This window comes from Ralstonia flatus (genome assembly GCF_958439105.1).
In the GTDB taxonomy this organism is placed as follows: Bacteria; Pseudomonadota; Gammaproteobacteria; order Burkholderiales; family Burkholderiaceae; genus Ralstonia; species Ralstonia flatus.
The window spans coordinates 1-16034 of record NZ_CAUDLI010000004.1; the positions used below are offsets into that span (position 1 = coordinate 1).

The 16034-nt window shown below is 64.2% G+C and carries 16 protein-coding genes; 6 read left to right on the plus strand and 10 right to left on the minus strand.

What is annotated here, in order from left to right:
* Positions 1-222 precede the first annotated feature (222 nt).
* From R2676_RS10210 to R2676_RS10225, 4 genes are all read right to left on the minus strand, one after another.
* A complete protein-coding gene (locus R2676_RS10210; RefSeq protein WP_206274513.1) occupies positions 223-2409 on the minus strand; it encodes a TonB-dependent siderophore receptor in 2187 nt (728 codons plus the stop codon).
* Positions 2410-2525: 116 nt separating this feature from the next.
* Positions 2526-4148 (minus strand): PepSY-associated TM helix domain-containing protein, encoded by a 1623-nt coding sequence (locus tag R2676_RS10215; RefSeq protein WP_206274514.1) that lies wholly within the window; start codon positions 4146-4148, stop codon positions 2526-2528.
* 7 nt (positions 4149-4155) lie between these two features.
* Positions 4156-4422, minus strand: coding sequence for a hypothetical protein (locus R2676_RS10220; RefSeq protein ID WP_027679673.1), 267 nt, complete (start codon positions 4420-4422; stop codon positions 4156-4158).
* Complete coding sequence (locus R2676_RS10225) at positions 4419-4703, minus strand: hypothetical protein (protein WP_027679674.1); 285 nt, start codon at positions 4701-4703, stop codon at positions 4419-4421. The genes R2676_RS10220 and R2676_RS10225 overlap by 4 nt, the downstream gene beginning before the upstream one ends.
* Positions 4704-4828: 125 nt before the next feature.
* Here R2676_RS10225 and R2676_RS10230 point away from each other — a divergent pair, with 125 nt between their 5' ends.
* Positions 4829-5062, plus strand: a complete 234-nt coding sequence (locus R2676_RS10230) for a hypothetical protein (protein WP_206274515.1) — start codon at positions 4829-4831, stop codon at positions 5060-5062.
* A 13-nt stretch (positions 5063-5075) separates the two neighbouring features.
* Here R2676_RS10230 and R2676_RS10235 read toward each other — a convergent pair whose 3' ends face one another.
* Both R2676_RS10235 and R2676_RS10240 read right to left on the minus strand, forming a co-directional pair.
* Positions 5076-5585 carry a hypothetical protein gene (locus tag R2676_RS10235; RefSeq protein WP_206274847.1) on the minus strand — a complete coding sequence of 170 codons (510 nt, stop codon included), beginning with the start codon at positions 5583-5585 and terminating at the stop codon, positions 5076-5078.
* The gene (locus tag R2676_RS10240) at positions 5582-6115 is read right to left on the minus strand and encodes a hypothetical protein (protein ID WP_410482494.1); all 534 of its coding nucleotides are present in this window, start codon (positions 6113-6115) and stop codon (positions 5582-5584) included. The genes R2676_RS10235 and R2676_RS10240 overlap by 4 nt, the downstream gene beginning before the upstream one ends.
* A gap of 214 nt (positions 6116-6329) precedes the next feature.
* Here R2676_RS10240 and R2676_RS10245 point away from each other — a divergent pair, with 214 nt between their 5' ends.
* Together R2676_RS10245 and R2676_RS10250 are read left to right on the plus strand one after the other, a co-directional pair.
* Positions 6330-6755 carry a MarR family winged helix-turn-helix transcriptional regulator gene (locus tag R2676_RS10245; protein WP_206274516.1) on the plus strand — a complete coding sequence of 142 codons (426 nt, stop codon included), beginning with the start codon at positions 6330-6332 and terminating at the stop codon, positions 6753-6755.
* Positions 6756-6821: 66 nt separating this feature from the next.
* A complete protein-coding gene (locus R2676_RS10250; RefSeq protein WP_206274517.1) occupies positions 6822-7520 on the plus strand; it encodes an SDR family oxidoreductase in 699 nt (232 codons plus the stop codon).
* Here R2676_RS10250 and R2676_RS10255 read toward each other — a convergent pair.
* Positions 7505-8344 (minus strand): AraC family transcriptional regulator, encoded by an 840-nt coding sequence (locus R2676_RS10255; RefSeq protein ID WP_206274518.1) that lies wholly within the window; start codon positions 8342-8344, stop codon positions 7505-7507. The two genes, R2676_RS10250 and R2676_RS10255, sit on opposite strands and share 16 nt — an antisense overlap.
* Before the next feature lie 98 nt (positions 8345-8442).
* Between R2676_RS10255 and R2676_RS10260 the strand changes: the two genes are divergently transcribed.
* The 3 genes from R2676_RS10260 (at position 8443) to R2676_RS10270 (ending at position 12150) form a co-directional block, all read left to right on the plus strand.
* Complete coding sequence (locus R2676_RS10260) at positions 8443-9336, plus strand: DMT family transporter (protein WP_206274519.1); 894 nt, start codon at positions 8443-8445, stop codon at positions 9334-9336.
* Positions 9337-9449: 113 nt separating this feature from the next.
* A complete protein-coding gene (locus R2676_RS10265) occupies positions 9450-10490 on the plus strand; it encodes a LacI family DNA-binding transcriptional regulator (RefSeq protein WP_009240151.1) in 1041 nt (346 codons plus the stop codon).
* 406 nt (positions 10491-10896) lie between these two features.
* Positions 10897-12150, plus strand: coding sequence for a hypothetical protein (locus R2676_RS10270; RefSeq protein WP_206274520.1), 1254 nt, complete (start codon positions 10897-10899; stop codon positions 12148-12150).
* Between the two features lie 57 nt (positions 12151-12207).
* On the opposite strand, the gene R2676_RS10275 is transcribed toward R2676_RS10270, so the two are convergent.
* The 3 genes from R2676_RS10275 to R2676_RS10285 form a co-directional block, all read right to left on the minus strand.
* Positions 12208-13134, minus strand: a complete 927-nt coding sequence (locus R2676_RS10275) for an NAD-dependent epimerase/dehydratase family protein (RefSeq protein ID WP_206274521.1) — start codon at positions 13132-13134, stop codon at positions 12208-12210.
* Between the two features lie 137 nt (positions 13135-13271).
* On the minus strand, positions 13272-14474 hold the full coding sequence (locus R2676_RS10280; protein ID WP_206274522.1) for a sugar ABC transporter permease: 1203 nt from the start codon (positions 14472-14474) through the stop codon (positions 13272-13274).
* Between the two features lie 6 nt (positions 14475-14480).
* The gene (locus tag R2676_RS10285) at positions 14481-16028 is read right to left on the minus strand and encodes a xylose ABC transporter ATP-binding protein (RefSeq protein ID WP_206274523.1); all 1548 of its coding nucleotides are present in this window, start codon (positions 16026-16028) and stop codon (positions 14481-14483) included.
* Positions 16029-16034: the final 6 nt, after the last annotated feature.

The window sequence follows — 16034 nt, forward strand, 5'->3', positions numbered from 1 at the left end:
AACCCCGTGCGTTTGCACTCAACCTTGGGCTACCTGTCGCCCTGCGCCTACGAGGCTAAACGAACAGCGAAACAACCTAGTGACGTGTCCGAAATTACTTGACCACGACAGCCATCTCGGGCGCGCCTTTCTTTGCTTACTTTCTTTGGCAAGACAAAGAAAGTGAGTCAGCCCCGGCAGGGGATGAAACAAGGGATGCGCCATCAACAAAAAACCAAAACATCAAAAATAAACCGTAGCACTAGCCCTAAACGTCCGAGGCGCCCCCTGCACCAAAATGAACCCCCAACTCGGCAACCAGTACTTCTCATTCGTCAGGTTGTCGACATTGAACCGCAGCGTCACCGGCTTGCCGCCCACCTTGGTCGAATACCGCGCCCCCACATCAAACGTGTGATACCCCGGCACGATGTTGCTGTTGTCCGCTTCAAGCGCCGAGTTGCCGACGTACTGCCCACCTGCCGACAGCACGAGCCCAGGCACCGGCGGCACGGCATATTCCACATAGGCCGTCGCCTTGAAGCGCGGCGACCCGTAGGCGCGCTTGCCCAGCACGGAGGCATCGGACTCCGTGTTCTCGGAATTCATGAACAGCACCCCGCCCAGCAGCGTCCAGTCCCGCGCGAGCTTGCCGCGCGCGCTCAATTCGAGCCCGCGATAACGCGTCATGCCGTCTTGCGTATAGACGTTGTCCGGCCGCAGATACGCCAGCCCGCGTTGTACCTGGAACAGCGCCGCGCCGAATGTCCAGTCGTGCAGTTCAGCCTTGGCGCCCACCTCGATCTGCTTGCTCTTGAGCGGCCCGAATACCGTGCCGGCGTTGAGTGCGGTGATCGGTGCGGTGGCGCCGGCTTCAAGCGATTCCACATAGCTGGTGTACAGCGTCACCGGCTGCACGGGTTTGAACATCACCGCCAGCGTGGGCGTGATCGGCTCGCGGGTGTATTTGGCCGAGGTGCTGCCGTCGGCGTTGTAGCCGGTCTGGTTGAAACGCGTATAGCGCAACCCGCCAAGCACCGACCAGTGCTCGTTGAACTTGGCCGTGTCGCTCGCAAAGACGGACGTCTGGTCGATCCGGGACGTGCGAGCCAGACCGTCGGACGCGGGCACCCGCATCGGTGTCGCCCCCGACGACACGAACGCCGACGTGTCGTACAGGTTGCCGGTGCCGAGCAGCGTGGAAGCAAAGCCGCCCGTGGCTTGCGTGAGACTCTGCCACGAGGTGCCGAAGACGAGTTCATGCTCGATCGGGCCCGTGCGCACCTTGCCGTTGGCCATGAGCTGCGCCTGGCTGTATTGGTAGCGCTGGTACGAGCTGTACTGCAGCTCGCTGAAGTTGCCCGCGTTGTCCGTCAGCTGGATCGCGCTGTCGGCGTTGCCTCGGTTCTGCTGCGTGTAGCGATAGGCGGCGCGCACGTTCCAATCCGGCGTGGCGGCCCAGTTCAGTTCGGTGCCGACGGATTTGATCTCGGTCTCGTAATACGACCCGCGCGACGACACGCGTTGGCTGCCGTCAATGGCGCGCGGCGTGCGAACGAATTCCGTGACCGGCACACCAAAATCCTGGCCGGGGATGATGCCGTAGTAGGCGCCCTGCACGTTGCGCTGCATGTACAGGCCGTCGAACGACCACTGCAGATCGGGCGTGATGCGCGCATCGAGTGCGAGCGATGCGGAGTCGCGCTTGATATGGCCGCCGTCGACAAAGGTGTCGCCCTCTTCATGCACCACACCCAGGCGCGCGCCCAGGGCCTTGGTGGGGCCGAAGCGTCCGCCCACATCGAGCGATTCCTTGAGCGTACCGCCGCTGGTGAAGCCGAACGTGGCGCTGCCGCCAAAGGTGTTGGTCGGGCGTTTGGTCACGAAGTTGGCGATGCCGCCCGGCGTGCCGAAGCCATACATGAAACCCGATAGCCCCTTGAGCAGCTCCACGCGTTCGAAGTGTTCGAGCGGCACATCGCTGCCCCAGTTGGGGACGGCCAGACCGTCGACCTTGTAGCCCTCCAGCAGGTCGAGCTGCAAGCCGCGGATCGTGATGTTCGACGCCTCGCCGATGTACCCGTCGTTGTTGGCCGTGACCGCCGGATCGCCCTTGAAAACCTCGCCGATGGTCTGTGCCTGACGGTTCTGGATCAGCTCCTGCGTGGCAACGTTGATGGTGAACGGCGTATCGAGCACGGCCTTGTCGCCCAGTGCGCCGGTGCTGGCCTGCTTCGCACCATAGGCGGCCGATTTGCCGGCGGTGACTTGCGTGGCGGGCAGGTCGACCTGCGTGGTGTTCTGCTGCGCGTAGGCCGATGCGCCTGCGCCCATGGCGGCAAAAGCCAATGCGAGCCTGCGTACCAGCGGCGTTGGGCGAAGGCGGTTGATGGAACGGCGTGAAGCGGGTGGTAAAGCAGCGGCTCGCATGATCAGCTCCCCTGAATCCATGTTGTGTGCAGGCGTGCGCAGTCGCGTGCGTGCCGGCGAGCGGCATGCGCGAATCCTGTGCGGGTGGTTGTGGTTTCTTGCGCCGGCGTGTGGCGCTATGGCTCTCTGGCGACGCTCGGATGCAGGTCGTTGCCGACGCGCGATTCGCGCACCGGCATGGCCCAGACGGAATCGGGCGCACCGTGGCGCGCCCGGCGCAGCGTCGCCCGTGCGAGGCCGACAAAGCCGCACGCGAGCGCCAGTGCGCCCAGGTCGAAACCGGCCACCATCCAGTCGCCGCGCGCCATCGTGCGCAGCAGGTGGTCGCCGGTCACGACGGCGTTGGTGACGGGCGCAAGCACCGCCGCGATGGCGGCAGCGCTCAGCAGTTCGACGGCGCCGCGTGCGGGCGGCCGCAGCATCGCCCACGCAATCGCCGCGAAGAACACGGTGTAGTACGTCACGCCCGCCGAGCGCTCCGGCCAAAGCAGCGCCGCTGGGAACGTCGCCATCACGCCGACGCAGCATCCGACGCACACGCCAACCGTGGCGCGGGCCAGCAGTTGATGCAGACGCGGTTGTTCGGCCTTGCGCTGCTTGCGGCGCGATTCGATCCACAGCAGGTTGCCCGAGTAGAAGACGAAGGCCCCCGCGAGGCCCATCACCAGATAGGCGAGACGCAAGGCGATGTCACCGTAAGTGCCGAAATGCAGGCCGTAGACGAGGCTGTAGAGGGCGTGATTGATGTCGCGCGCATCGGGCGTCTGGTTGCCGACGAGCTTGCCGCTGTTGGGCTGGTCGGCCGCTGCGTGAATTGCCACCGAGCCGTAGTCGCCGACCGCGCGCGTGCTGCTGCCGCGTAGTTCCGCCACGGCATTCGCATCGCCAATCTGCTGGTAGTGGATTGACTTGACGGTGAAGTTGGGGCCGGCCGCCTCGCGTGCACGGGCCAGCAGCAGCTCGGCCGGCAGCATCGGCGCGGCGCGCTTGGCGGCCACCACCGTGCCCGCCGCCGTGGTGACACGCGGCACCGCGTCGAACAGCTTGCCGTTGAGCGCCACGGTGTTGAACACGGTCATCAGCACGATGCTCAGACACAGCACCGGCGCGGTGATCGCAAAGATCAGGTGGAAGGGCAGGCTGAACAGTCCGAGCACGTTGTGCATGTCCATCCAGAAGCGCTTGAGATTGCGCCCCGGGCGCACGGCCAGCAGATCCTTCTTCAGGCGCGGCAGGTGCAGTAGCACGCCCGAAATGAGCGCCACGCCGTAGAGCACCGAGATCACGCCCATGAAGTACATGCCCGGCTCTTCCAGCCCCAGCGAGTAGTGCAGCCGGTTCAGGAAATTGGCCAGCTCGCCCTTGGAGGGTTCGATCGACAGGTCTTTCGGCGAGGTCTTGCCGGCCGCCAGCCCACTGCCGGTCGTCATTTGCCAATCGCCCTTGCTGTTCTGCCAATACGCAGAGAATTCCGGCTCGCCCTCGTTCGGGAAGATGACGTACGCGCTGGCTGCCGCGGCCGGATGCGTGCGCACCAGCGCGTTCACGAAGTGGTCGATATCGGCAGGCGTGGTGGCAACGGCCGCATGGTCGGCGCGCAGCGGGTTCTGCCACGCATGCAGCTCTTCATGGAATACGGTGAGCGCACCGGCAAAAAACGCGATGAACAGCGCCCAGCCCGCCATCAGGCCCACCCAGGTATGCAGCGTCTGATACAGACGTAAGGTCGTCGATTTCATGGCGAGGTCAGGCCACCATCAGGCGCGGCAGCCACAGCACGCCGAATGACACGGCATTGGCAGCCGCCAGCACGCCCCACGCGCGGGCGCTGGTCGGAAACAACACGCTCACACTGATGATCACCGCCCACAGCGGCAGGCAGACGAGCAGTGCCCCGATGACACCGCTTTCCCAGCCCCCCGGCAGCCACAGGATCGCCAGCGTGCACAGCGCAATCGACAGCGGCAGCCCCAGCACGGTACCGGCCAGCCACTTGGTGCCCATGCCGCTCATGACGGCGTCTCGCTGCTTGCGCGCCGTTGATGCGTCCACGCGCCCAACATGGGCCACAGCGACAAGGCCCCCGTGACCACCAGCGCCACGGCGATAACCGCCCCTGCCCAGCCGAGCACATCGTTCCACAGCACCACGGCGATGACCGAGAGCACACCGGCGATGCCGCACAGCAAGCGCCCGCGCAGGCGCGAGGCCGGTGCGAGCAACACTTGGTTGGGCGCGGCCGCATACAGGCAGCCCGCTGCAAGCAGCCCGAGCAGGAGGGCAATACCGTGCATGGCAGTGCTCAATTTAACTAAGAACACAAATGATAATGATTCGTATTAAAAATACAAGACGGGGCAGCATGACCTCGTAAGCGAAGGGGAGATGCGATGTGCATGCGCCGGCTGATCGTTGGCGCATGCTCAAAGGAGTGTGCCGGGCCGGCCTGTATCAGCAAGAGATGCGCAAAGGGCACGCGATCCTCGCGCAGCGTCTGGGGGACGACGATGCTGCGTGGGCGAAGATTGCGCAGTTGGTAGGTGCCATCCATATCGCGCGGGCCATGCCTGACGAGGCCATGCAGCGCATGATCGTCGAGGCGAGGAAGCGGTTTCTGCAGGATGCCGTGACGCGCCTTGCCGCCAAGTCCTGACGGACGATCGACGCTACTGCAGGTTGCCCCAGCGCGGCACGGCGGGCTCGGCGTTGGCCCATTGCCATGTGCTGCCGTTCTGACACGCGTAAATCGTGTAGCCGGCCCCCGGCGCGTTCTTGGGCGCGAGCGCTTCCTGAACGGTCAGCACCGCTTCGCGGCACGTGGCCAGCGGTGTCGTGAACGTGCGCACGAGCACGACCTGGCCGTGCGCCTTGGTGAAGCCCATCATGCGTTCGAGCGACCAGTTGAGCGACGGCGTGCTGTCGCTCAACCGCCCGACGGCCATGGCCAGCGCATCCTGCTCGCTGGCGGCCCATTTGCGGGTCGCATATTTGATCGACGCATCGGTCGCGGCGTTGACCGACACCGCCACGCCATAGGCCACCGCCGGGTTGCCTGTGACGGTGCCGGTGGCCACGCCCGCTGCGGCGCCGGTCAACGGCCCCACCGACGAGCAGCCGGCCATCAAGCCAGCCATCAGGCCCGCACACGCTGCTACAAGCCAGCGCGCGCGGCTCATTGCAGCGATCCCCATCGCGCCGTGGCCGGTTCTGCCGTCGCCCACTTCCATTGCTTGCCGTCATGGCAGATCGACGCGACGAAGAAGTCGACCTTCGCCGCACCGTCTTCAACGCCGTCCACGGTGAAGAGGATTTCCTTGCAATTGACGAGCGGCCCGTTGATCGAACGCGTGACCACCACGCGCCCGTGTTCGTCGGGCTCCAGGGGAATGCGGTGCTTGATCTGCCAGTTGCCGACGGTGTTGTCGGCCAGCGTCCCGGCGATCTGCGCGATGTGGTCTTGGGTTTCGGTGTGGACCACGCGCTGGCTGTGTTGCAATGCGGCCCGTGCGCCGGCTTGGACGCCCAAGCCGATGCCGGTGGCCACGGCCGCGTTGTCGGTCACCTTGGCGGCGAGGGCTGCACCGCCGATACCGGCCGCGGTGGTCGTGCCTTCCGACATCAGCGAACTGCAGCCGCTGAGTGCCAGCGTGCTCAGGGCGAGCGCGCTGCCCAGCATCCGGGCAGATGCGAACCGTGGTGTGCGCATGTGTGGACTTCCAAATCTGCAACAGACGAATTCTAAAGGACACAGCAGCCCGCAAACGGCGATGCGGCGCGGTTTCTCACAATTGTTTTGAGTTGTGCCGCGCGCGCCATCCAGTCGCCTGTCAGCGACGCACACAGCCTTTTGCTCGGTTGAATCGATATCGTCCGATACGGAATCGCTTGACATGTGCATATGCACTGATAAACTGCAGCGCATGTCGCAGTTACCTGAAACCCCCAAGTGCACCGCGCTTGCCGTCCGTCAGGCGGCGCGTTATGTCACGCAGCTTTACGACCGCCATCTGGGCGAGGTCGGACTCACGTCGTCGCAGTTTTCGGTGCTCGTCGCAATTGCCACGGCCGCCGCTGAACCGACGATGGCGTCGGTGGCCGAAGCCTTGGTGATGGATCGAACCACCCTTGTGCGCGCCCTGCAACCGATGCAGCGCGATGGCTTGCTCGTCCAGAAGGCCGCATCCAGAGGACGTGCGACGGCGTTGCATCTGACGCCGCGGGGGCTGGCGCTGCTCAAAGCCGCCGAGACGCATTGGCGGGCGGCTCAGCAGGAGATCGACGACAAATTCGGGGCTGAGCGGGCCAGCGCGCTTCGCGAAGCGCTGTTTGCCCTCACCACGACTTGAACCCGCGCCGGGCAACGACGCATTCTTTTGCAGCAAAACTGTGCATATGCACATATGGAGATCGACATGGATATCAAAGGTAAGACCATTCTTGTGACGGGCGCCAATCGTGGCTTGGGACGGCAGTTCACGCAGGCGCTGCTGGCCGCCGGTGCGGCCAAGGTCTATGCGGGTGCCCGCGACCCGCAGTCCGTCACGCAGCCGGGCGTAGAGGCCGTGCGCCTCGACGTAACCGACGCGGAGTCGATCACCGCCGCCGCAGCAGCGCTGACGGACGTGGATGTGGTCATCAATAACGCAGGCATCATGCAGCCGGCGTCCTTGCTTGCCTCCGGCGACATCGGCGCGATCCACAAGATCTTCGACGTGAACGTGTGGGGCCTGCTGGCTGTCACTCAGGCGTTTGCGCCGGTGCTCAAGCGCAACGGCGGCGGCGTCGTTGTCAATGTGCTGTCGGTACTGAGCTGGGTGGCGCTGCCGGGCAGCGGGGCCTACAGCGCATCGAAAGCCGCGGCCTGGGCGCTCACCAATGGCTTGCGGCCCGAGCTGCGTAGCCAGGGGACGCGCGTGGTGGGCGTGCACCCGGCCTACATCGATACCGACATGACGGCGGGCGTGACTGCACCGAAGTCGACCCCCGAGCAGGTCGTTGCGGAAGTGCTGCGCGCACTCGCGGACGGCCGCGACGAGGTGCTCGTCGATGACGTTGGCCGCCACGTGAAGCAATCGCTTTCGAGCGCAGCGCCCGCTTACCTTGCGGCCTGATCGGTGATGTGCATGGCGGGGCGTTCGGTCTCGCCGCACATCTGCCGTCGATAGCGTTCGGGCGAGAACCCGACCTGCTTGCGGAACATCGCAATGAACGCCGACGGTGCTCCGTAGCCCAGCGCGAGCGCAATGTCCTGCACCGATCGATCTTCCTTGAGCCACACCAGCGCCCGCAGCAGGCGCACGCGGTTGCGCCATTGCACGAAGCTCATGCCGAGTTCGGTCTGGAAGCGCCGCGCAAGGGTCCGTTCGGTGCTGTGCACGCGCTCGGCCCATTGCTGCAGCGTGGTGGTGTCGGCCGGGTCCAGGCGGATGGCTTGCAGAATGGGCTCCAGCTGGCGGTCGGTGCTGTCGGGCAGGTAGCTGTCGGCGTGGCCGGCACGCACCAACGTTTCGACCAGCAATTCGAACTGGCGCAAGTCCCACTCGTCAGCCATGGCGGTGACGCGGCGCGCGGCGAAGTCTTCGAACAGCGCACGCACCAGTGGTGTCTGCGGAATCAGGCAGGCCACGGGCGGCAGCCGCTGCGCGAGCGGTTCGGCCATGTACAGCGAAAGGAAATCCGTCGCCTGCCGGATCGATGCCGAATGCGGCCGGTTGGCCGGCACCCAGATCACGTATTCGGCAGGCGCCGTCAGCCGGCGGCCATCGACCACCACCTCCATCAAACCGAGGCTGATGCGGTTGATCTGGCCCCACGCGTGCGTGTGCGGCTCGATATCGGTTTCGGGCTCGAAATGGTCGTAGCGAAAGTAGAACGGCGCTCCCTTCGGCACCCGCAGATCGGCTTCTCGGTAGGCGGTGTATAGGGTGTCGGCCACGGTTGTCGCGTTCGAGGGGTGAGGTTGTCTGGTTTGCAGTCTATGTTTTGAACCGGACATTACTACACTGCGGTCTTCCAGTGCTCGAGGAGGCCGCTGTGCCTGTGCTGTATCCCTTGCTGGCGGTGCTGATCTGGGCCGCCAACACAATCGTGTCGAAAGCCGCGGCCGGCGTGGTGGACCCGGCGGCCATTTCGTTCTACCGGTGGTTGCTGGCGGCCGCCGTGCTCACGCCGTTCTGCGCCCGGCCGCTATGGCGCCAGCGTCATGCCGTGTTGGCACAGTGGCGGCGCTTTGCGGTGCTCGCCCTGCTTGGCATGGTGATGTACCAGTGCCTGGCGTACTACGCCGCGCACAGCACGAGCGCGACCAACATGGGCGTGATCGGCGCCCTGATCCCGATGCTGGGCCTGACCCTGAACGTGGTGGTATTTCGTCAGCCGGTCGGGGCGCAGGCCGTGACCGGCGTGGTGGTGTCGCTCCTGGGCGTGCTGTATCTGCTGGGGCGCGGCGAGCCGACCAACCTGTTCGACGGCGGCATCAACCATGGCGACGTGCTCGTGCTTGCCGGCGCCACGGCTTACGCGCTCTACAACATCCTCTATCGCCGTTGGGCGCTGCCGTTCGGGCAGTGGATCAACCTGTACGTGCAGGTGCTCATGGCCGTCGTCATGCTCGTGCCGGTGGCCATGACGGCGCACAGCCTGGCCGTGCCCGCCAAGGGCATCGGGCTGGTGGTGTTTGCGGGTATTGCCTCGTCGATCGTCGCGTCGTATCTGTGGATGCAGGGGCTCAAGCGCATCGGCAGCGAACGCACGGCGGTGTTGATGAACCTGATGCCCGTCTTCACGGCCGGCATGGCCGCGGTGATGCTGGGCGAAACGGTGCACGGCTATCACTGGATCGGCGGCGGCCTCGTCCTGCTGGGCGTGAGCCTGGCGCAAGGCATCGTCCGGCTGCCGATGGGCCGTTCGGGATTGAGCGCCCGTTAGTTTTTTTCGGCCGCGCCGCGTGGGGGTTGGCGGTAAAATCGAACACGTTGGCGGGCGCATGATGGCGCCCGTTCCGTGTTTCAGAACCACACTCGCCAGACCATCGCCAGACCATGAAGCGCAACGCCGGAGCCGTCACTGTCGATGATGTTGCCGCGCATGCGGGCGTGTCCATCAAGACCGTCTCGCGCGTGCTGAACCACGAGCCGAACATCAGCGAGAAGACGCGTGCGAAGGTGGTCGAGGCGATGCAGACGCTCGACTACCGGCCCAACCCGGCTGCGCGCCGACTGGCGAGCAAGCGCGCCGACATCATCGCGCTGGTCTACGACAACCCCTCCGACAACTACATCGTCAACATCCAGCATGGTGCGCTCGAAGCCTGCCAGGCGCTCGACTACAGCCTGCTGCTCACGCCGTGCAACTACCGCGATCCGAACCTCGCCGACCAGATCATCCAGAGTGCGCGCCAGCGTGCCCTGGCCGGCATCATCCTGACGCCGCCGGTGTCGGACGTGCCGTCGCTGATCACGGCGCTGGATGAAGCCGGCATCGACTACGTGCGCCTGGCCCCCGCCGATCGCGAGCACAAGGGGTTGTCCGTCAATACCGAAGACCGCGCCGCCGCGCGCGACATGACGCTGCACCTCATCGGGCTCGGCCATCGCCGCATCGGCTTCGTGGTGTGCGACCCCGCTCACGGCGCGGCGTATCAGCGCGTATTCGGCTATCGCGACGCGATGGCGCAGGCCGGCATCGAAGTCGACGAACGGCTCGTCGAGCAGGGCGAGCACTCGTTCGAATCGGGCGTCGCCTGCGCTGAGCGATTGCTGTCCTGCGAGCCACGCCCCACCGCCATCTTTGCCGGCAACGATGACATGGCCGCCGGCGTGCTCCGGGTGGCCCAGGCGCGCGGCATCAAGGTGCCGGAAGAACTCTCCATTTGCGGCTACGACGACACGCCGCTCTCACGCCAGCTCTGGCCGGCGCTCACAACGGTGCGCCAGCCGATCCAGGCGATGGCGCATGCGGCGGTGGAACAACTCATCGCGATTCATCGCCCGCACCTGCCGGGGCTGAAGCCGCATTCGGTGCACGAGAATTTGCAGTATGAGCTGGTGATTCGGGAATCGACTTGTGCGCCGGCGCGTTGAGGTTTTGCGACGTTGGTCAGGAAGTCAATCTGGCATCGGCCCCCGATAACGGTGACGTAACCATCGGCTTGCGGTGTCGTCGGGCGAATCCCTTCTCCGGAGAGGGGTCGCGGTTCGCTCATGAACTGCTATTTTGGTACGCCAAGCATCCAAGAGTGACGTCACGTGATGCAGCATTGGATATCAATGCGTATCGCTCCGCCAGCATGCCTCACTAATTGACATTCAGAAATCCTGATGGCTGGTATAACCACGCGACTTGTCGTACACGTGCGGGACCGGTTGAGCTGCCTTTGGTTTTGATGTTGGTGTTAAGGGCCAACGGTTATTCTCAAATGGCGGAGTCGAAAGCCTCGGAGTCGCACCGTGATTTCCAAAATTGCCGATATATAAAAGGAAAAAAGGGATGGGTGCGCCGACCGTTAAGGCTGACGACCGAAGTGCCAGCACAGAAGATGAGCTGCTCGATCTGTCAGTGTTGCTCAAACGTAGCTGGCGATTGCGTCGGCAAGTCTTTCCACTTTCAGTTGTTTTTGCACTGCTGATATTTGCAACTGTATTCTGGATGCGGTGCCAGTATTCCAGTGAAGGGTTTCTGCGCGCCCCGCGTAAATTTGCGGAATACAACGCCCATAAGGCAGCGCTGTGGGATAGGGAAACACTTCGAGGCTATCTCAGGGATAGCAAGAAACTCGACGACAAGAACAGCCGCTATTTCCTGGATGCGCTAAATGAGCGGTTTGTGCAGACCCATTTGAAGGCGGTCCAGCCGTTGTCGAAAGAGGATCTGCGTTACATCGCGGATGCAAAGAGTACAGCTGAGGCTGCGGGTATCTTGGGCTTCTGGATTTCGTTCTCCGATCGATCGCCCCAAAATGCGCAAGCTCGTGTGGAGTTGATGGGCAATTTCGTCAGGGACACCATGCTCAGTGAAGATCTGCGCGATATGATTTACACGAAGTCTGGCGAGACCAAGGCCAAGAAACAGCTCATCGATAACCAGATCATCCAGAAGCGGGTTGCATTAGAGCAGTCTGGCAGACGGCTCCAAGCAGCTCGGGCCATTGCGAGCAGGTACCCCCAAGCCTCGAAGATGGAGTCACGACAGTTGCTCTCAACCGGCAACGACAAAGATTCGTCGCGCTACTTGTCTCCAATGGCGCAGCTCGTCGGAACCGAGACGGAGATGGCGGAGCTGAAATCCCAGCTTGCGTTGCTTGAGCGTGATGCCGAACAGAATGCGCTGCGCGGTGAATTCTATGGGCGCATTGAGCAACGCAGCAAGCAAGTGGAGTCCGGTCAAGCGCTACTTGCAGAGTTCGTGAAAACCGGCCAGAGCGTTTTCAAGGATAGAAACCTTGAAGACGACAAGACGCGTGAGGTTTACAACCAGATCATGCTGGTTGCCGACCAAATGCAGAACAGGCACATCACGGAGGCGCGATTCGTGTCAGGCCCCACGCTTCCAGAGAATCGGTCTGGCCCCGGACCATTTGTTTTGGCGCTGTGGTCTGTGATGGGCGGGACCGTGTTGGCGATCATGATGGTGTTGTTATTCGACAAGGCGCGCATACCCGAGGTGCGCCGCCGTGCCGATGAGGCACCACCCGCAGATAAAGGGGCGCAGAAGGATACCCCCCAGCCATCGCATGCAGCTTGACGTCCAGCTGTACGCATGAAAAAGCCCGGTCATGTGCGCCGGGCTTTTTCACGCACCTTACTGCGGCTGCCGGATCAACGCATACAAATCATCCTGCGGCTCATACCCCAGCAGCTCGCGCCCGGTCTCCAGACCCCAATCCATTCCACGGTTGTTCGACACGCCGTTTACGACGATAGCCGGCGCAGGCCAGCGCGCCGGGTCCGCCGTGACGGAGCACAGGAACAGCCGGCGCAAATCCCCATTCGATAGCCACATGTTGCGGAACCAGCGCAGTGCGACGCGGCTGGCTTCGTCGGGCAGTTCGGTGGGGACGGGCGTGTCGGCGGTGCCGGAATAGTTGATGTCGTTCGGGTCGTTGTCGTCGGGCAGTGCCCAGCCGATGCGCAGCGACACGATCGACAGCTTGCCGCCGTTGGCTGCCGAGACAGCGCCCACCGCGCTGCAGAGCCGTTCGCCCATGGCCTTGGACGTTCCGTAGGCCAGCGAGTAGACGTCTTCCGTGCCGTTATTCCAGCGCGTGCCTGGGGCAGGGGCCAGCTCTGCGGTGAGTTTGCCGGGGCCGATGGTGCCGGCCAGGGGTTGGTCCTTGTATGCGCCCATCGCGTGGTTGGACGACGCAAACACGAAGCGGCGCACCCCGTGCGTGGCGGCGGCCTGCAGCACGTTGAGCGTCATGCCGTAGGAGGCCAGCGCCTGTTCCCACGTCGCGTCGGGCGTGGAGTGGATGGCGGCCAGGTGGATGACCGCATCGACGTTGCCCAGCAGATCCGTCCATGCGCCATCGGCTTGCGTGAGGTCGGCCGTGACCCATTGAAAACGTTCGGCCGCTTGCGGCGAAAACTCGACGTTCTGGGCAACCCAGTCGACGCCGATGATGGACGTGCACCACGGGGCGGAGGCCAGTGCCTCGACGACCTTGCGGCCCAGGTTGCCGGCGACGCCGGTCACAAGAACGCGAGCAGGGGTTTGGTAGTCAGCCACGATGTCGAATTCCGTTCGGGATGAGGAGAAAAAAGGACGATCGGCGGCTGGCGCTGCAACGTCGCGCGCCGCCGTGTCGTTCCGGATCAGGGAGGGTGGGCCGGATGGGCCCTGGAGTGATGTGAACCGAGCCGCTGTCAGCCCCGATTGGAGCCCGACAGCACGTCGATCAGCACCGCGACGACCAGCACCACGCCCTTGACGATCATCTGCCATGAGGCGTCGACGTTCATCTGCTGCATGCCGTTGTCGAGGCTCGCCATGACGAGCGCGCCGATCAGTGCGCCGTACACGGTGCCCGAACCGCCGCGCATCGACGTGCCGCCGATGAAGCAGGCGGAGATGGCATCCAGTTCGCCGCCCACACCGGCGGAGGGCGATCCCGCAGCCGAACGCGCGGTGGTGATGATGCCCGCGAAGGCGCACATCAGGCCCATCAGCACGAACACCAGCAGCTTGACGCGGCCGACGTTCACGCCAGACAGGCGTGTGGCCTCCATGTTGCCGCCGACCGCATAGACGTGACGGCCGAAGACCGTTTGTGTCGCGACGTACGAGAAGATGGCCAGCAGCACGAGCAGGATCAGCACCGGCAGCGGCACGCCGCTGGCCTGGTTGAGTACTGCGACAAAGCCGAACGAGGCGGCAGCGATGGCCAGGAGCTTGAGCCCGTCGGCCCACATCGGGGTGAGCGAGAGCGACAAGCGGGCGCGCTCGCGACGGCGGCGCACGGTCAGCACAACCGAACCCGCCACGATCACAGCCGCCAGCGACCACGCCAGCCATGCCGGCACGAAGCTCTGCGCGAGGTTGCCGAGGTCATCGGGCACCGGGGCGATGGTCACGCTGTCGGTGCTCCACTGCAGCAGGCCGCGGAACGCCAGCATGCCGCCCAGGCCGACGATGAACGACGGCACGCGCAGCTTGGTCGTGATGAAGCCGTTGACCACGCCAATGGCCGCGCCCGCCACGAGCACCGTCCCCACGGCCAGCCAGGTGTTCCAGCCCAGGTTGACGGTGAGGATGGCGACCAGCCCGCCCAGCAAGCCAAGCAGCGAGCCGACGGAAAGATCGATTTCCCCGGCGATGATGACGAACACCATGCCGCAGGCCAGCATGCCCGTCACCGACATCTGCAGAAACAGGTTGGAAATGCTGTTCGGCTGGAGGAACGTGCCGTTGGTCCGGAAGTAGAAGAAGACCCAGATGAGCGCCACGGCCAGCAGGAGCGCAAGCACCTTGTAGCGCACGAACAATTGCTGGATGGCGCGGCCGTCCAGGCGCGGGCCGCCACTGCCACCGTTCTGACGGGCGAGTTGGGATTGCAGGATATTGGACATGGCAATTCAAGCCGCTTGGCGGCCGGGTTCAGCGTTGATTGCAGCAGCCAGGATGCGCTCCTGGGTGAGGCCTTGGTTGACGAAGTCGCCGCGCAGCTGGCCTTCGCCCATGACCAGGACACGATCGCTCATGCCCAGGATTTCCGGCATCTCGGACGAGACCATGATGATGCCGACGCCGCTGGCGGCCAGGTCGGCAATCATCTTGTAGATGTCGTATTTGGAACCGACGTCGACACCGCGCGTCGGTTCGTCGAGGATCAGCACCTTCGGCATCGCCAGGACCATCTTCGTGACCACGGCTTTCTGCTGGTTGCCGCCGGAAAGGCTCGCAATCGCCAGCGCCGGGCTGGCGGTCTTGATGCGCAGGCGCTTGATTTCGCGGTCGACGGTGGTGAGTTCGGCGCCCTTGTCGACACGCAAGCCGCGCGCGTATTGCGCCAGGGTGGCGAGCGTGATGTTCTCGCCCACGGCCATCAGCGGGACGATGCCGTGACGCTTGCGGTCTTCCGGTACGAGGCAGATGCCGGCGGCGATTGCATCCGCCGGTGAGCCGACCTTGACGGGCTTGCCTTCCATGAGGATCTCGGCGCTGGAGCGGCCGGGGTACGCGCCGAACAGCGCAGACACCATTTCCGTGCGCCCCGCGCCGACGAGGCCCGCCACGCCGAGAATCTCGCCGCGGCGCACGGCAAAACTCACGCCGTCTGTGCGCTTGCGGTTGGGGTTGGTGACATCCCAGCAAGTGACGTTGCGCGCTTCCATCACCACTTCGCCCACCGTGTGTTCCACCTTCGGGAACAGCGACGTCATTTCGCGTCCGACCATCATCGTGATGATGTTGTCGATGGTCATGTCGGCGGCGGGGCGCGTGCCGATGTGCTTGCCGTCGCGGATGACGGTGACGGTGTCGCACACGCGCTTGACCTCATCGAGCTTGTGCGAAATGTAGACGCACGCCACGCCGCTGCGCTTGAGGTCGTCGATGATGGACAGCAGCACCTCGATTTCCTTGGCGGACAGCGACGACGTCGGTTCGTCCAGGATCAGCAGGCGCGCGTTTTTGGCGAGCGCCTTGGCAATCTCGAAAAGCTGCTGGTGGCCGCTACCGTAGTTCATTACGGGGGCGGCCACGTTCACGTCGGTCAGGCGCAGGCGGGCGAGGAGTTCTTCCGCCTTGGCGTGCATGGCGTCGTAGTCCATGCGGCCCCCCGGCTTGGTGATTTCGTTGCCGAGGAAGATGTTCTCCGTGACGGAGAGCTGCTGCACCAGCATCAGTTCCTGATGGATGATGACGATGCCGGCGCGCTCGCTGTCGCGCACGGAATGCGCGCGCAGCGGCTCACCTTCCCAGAGGATCTCGCCTTCGAAGGTGCCGTAGGGATAGACCCCCGACAGCACCTTCATGAGGGTCGATTTCCCGGCGCCGTTCTCCCCGCACAAACCGACGCACTCACCCGGCTTCACTGCCAGGCTGACGCCGTCGAGCGCGCGCACACCGGAGAACGACTTCACGATGTTGCGCATCTCGAACAGGGTGCCGTTACTGCTCATGGCGTT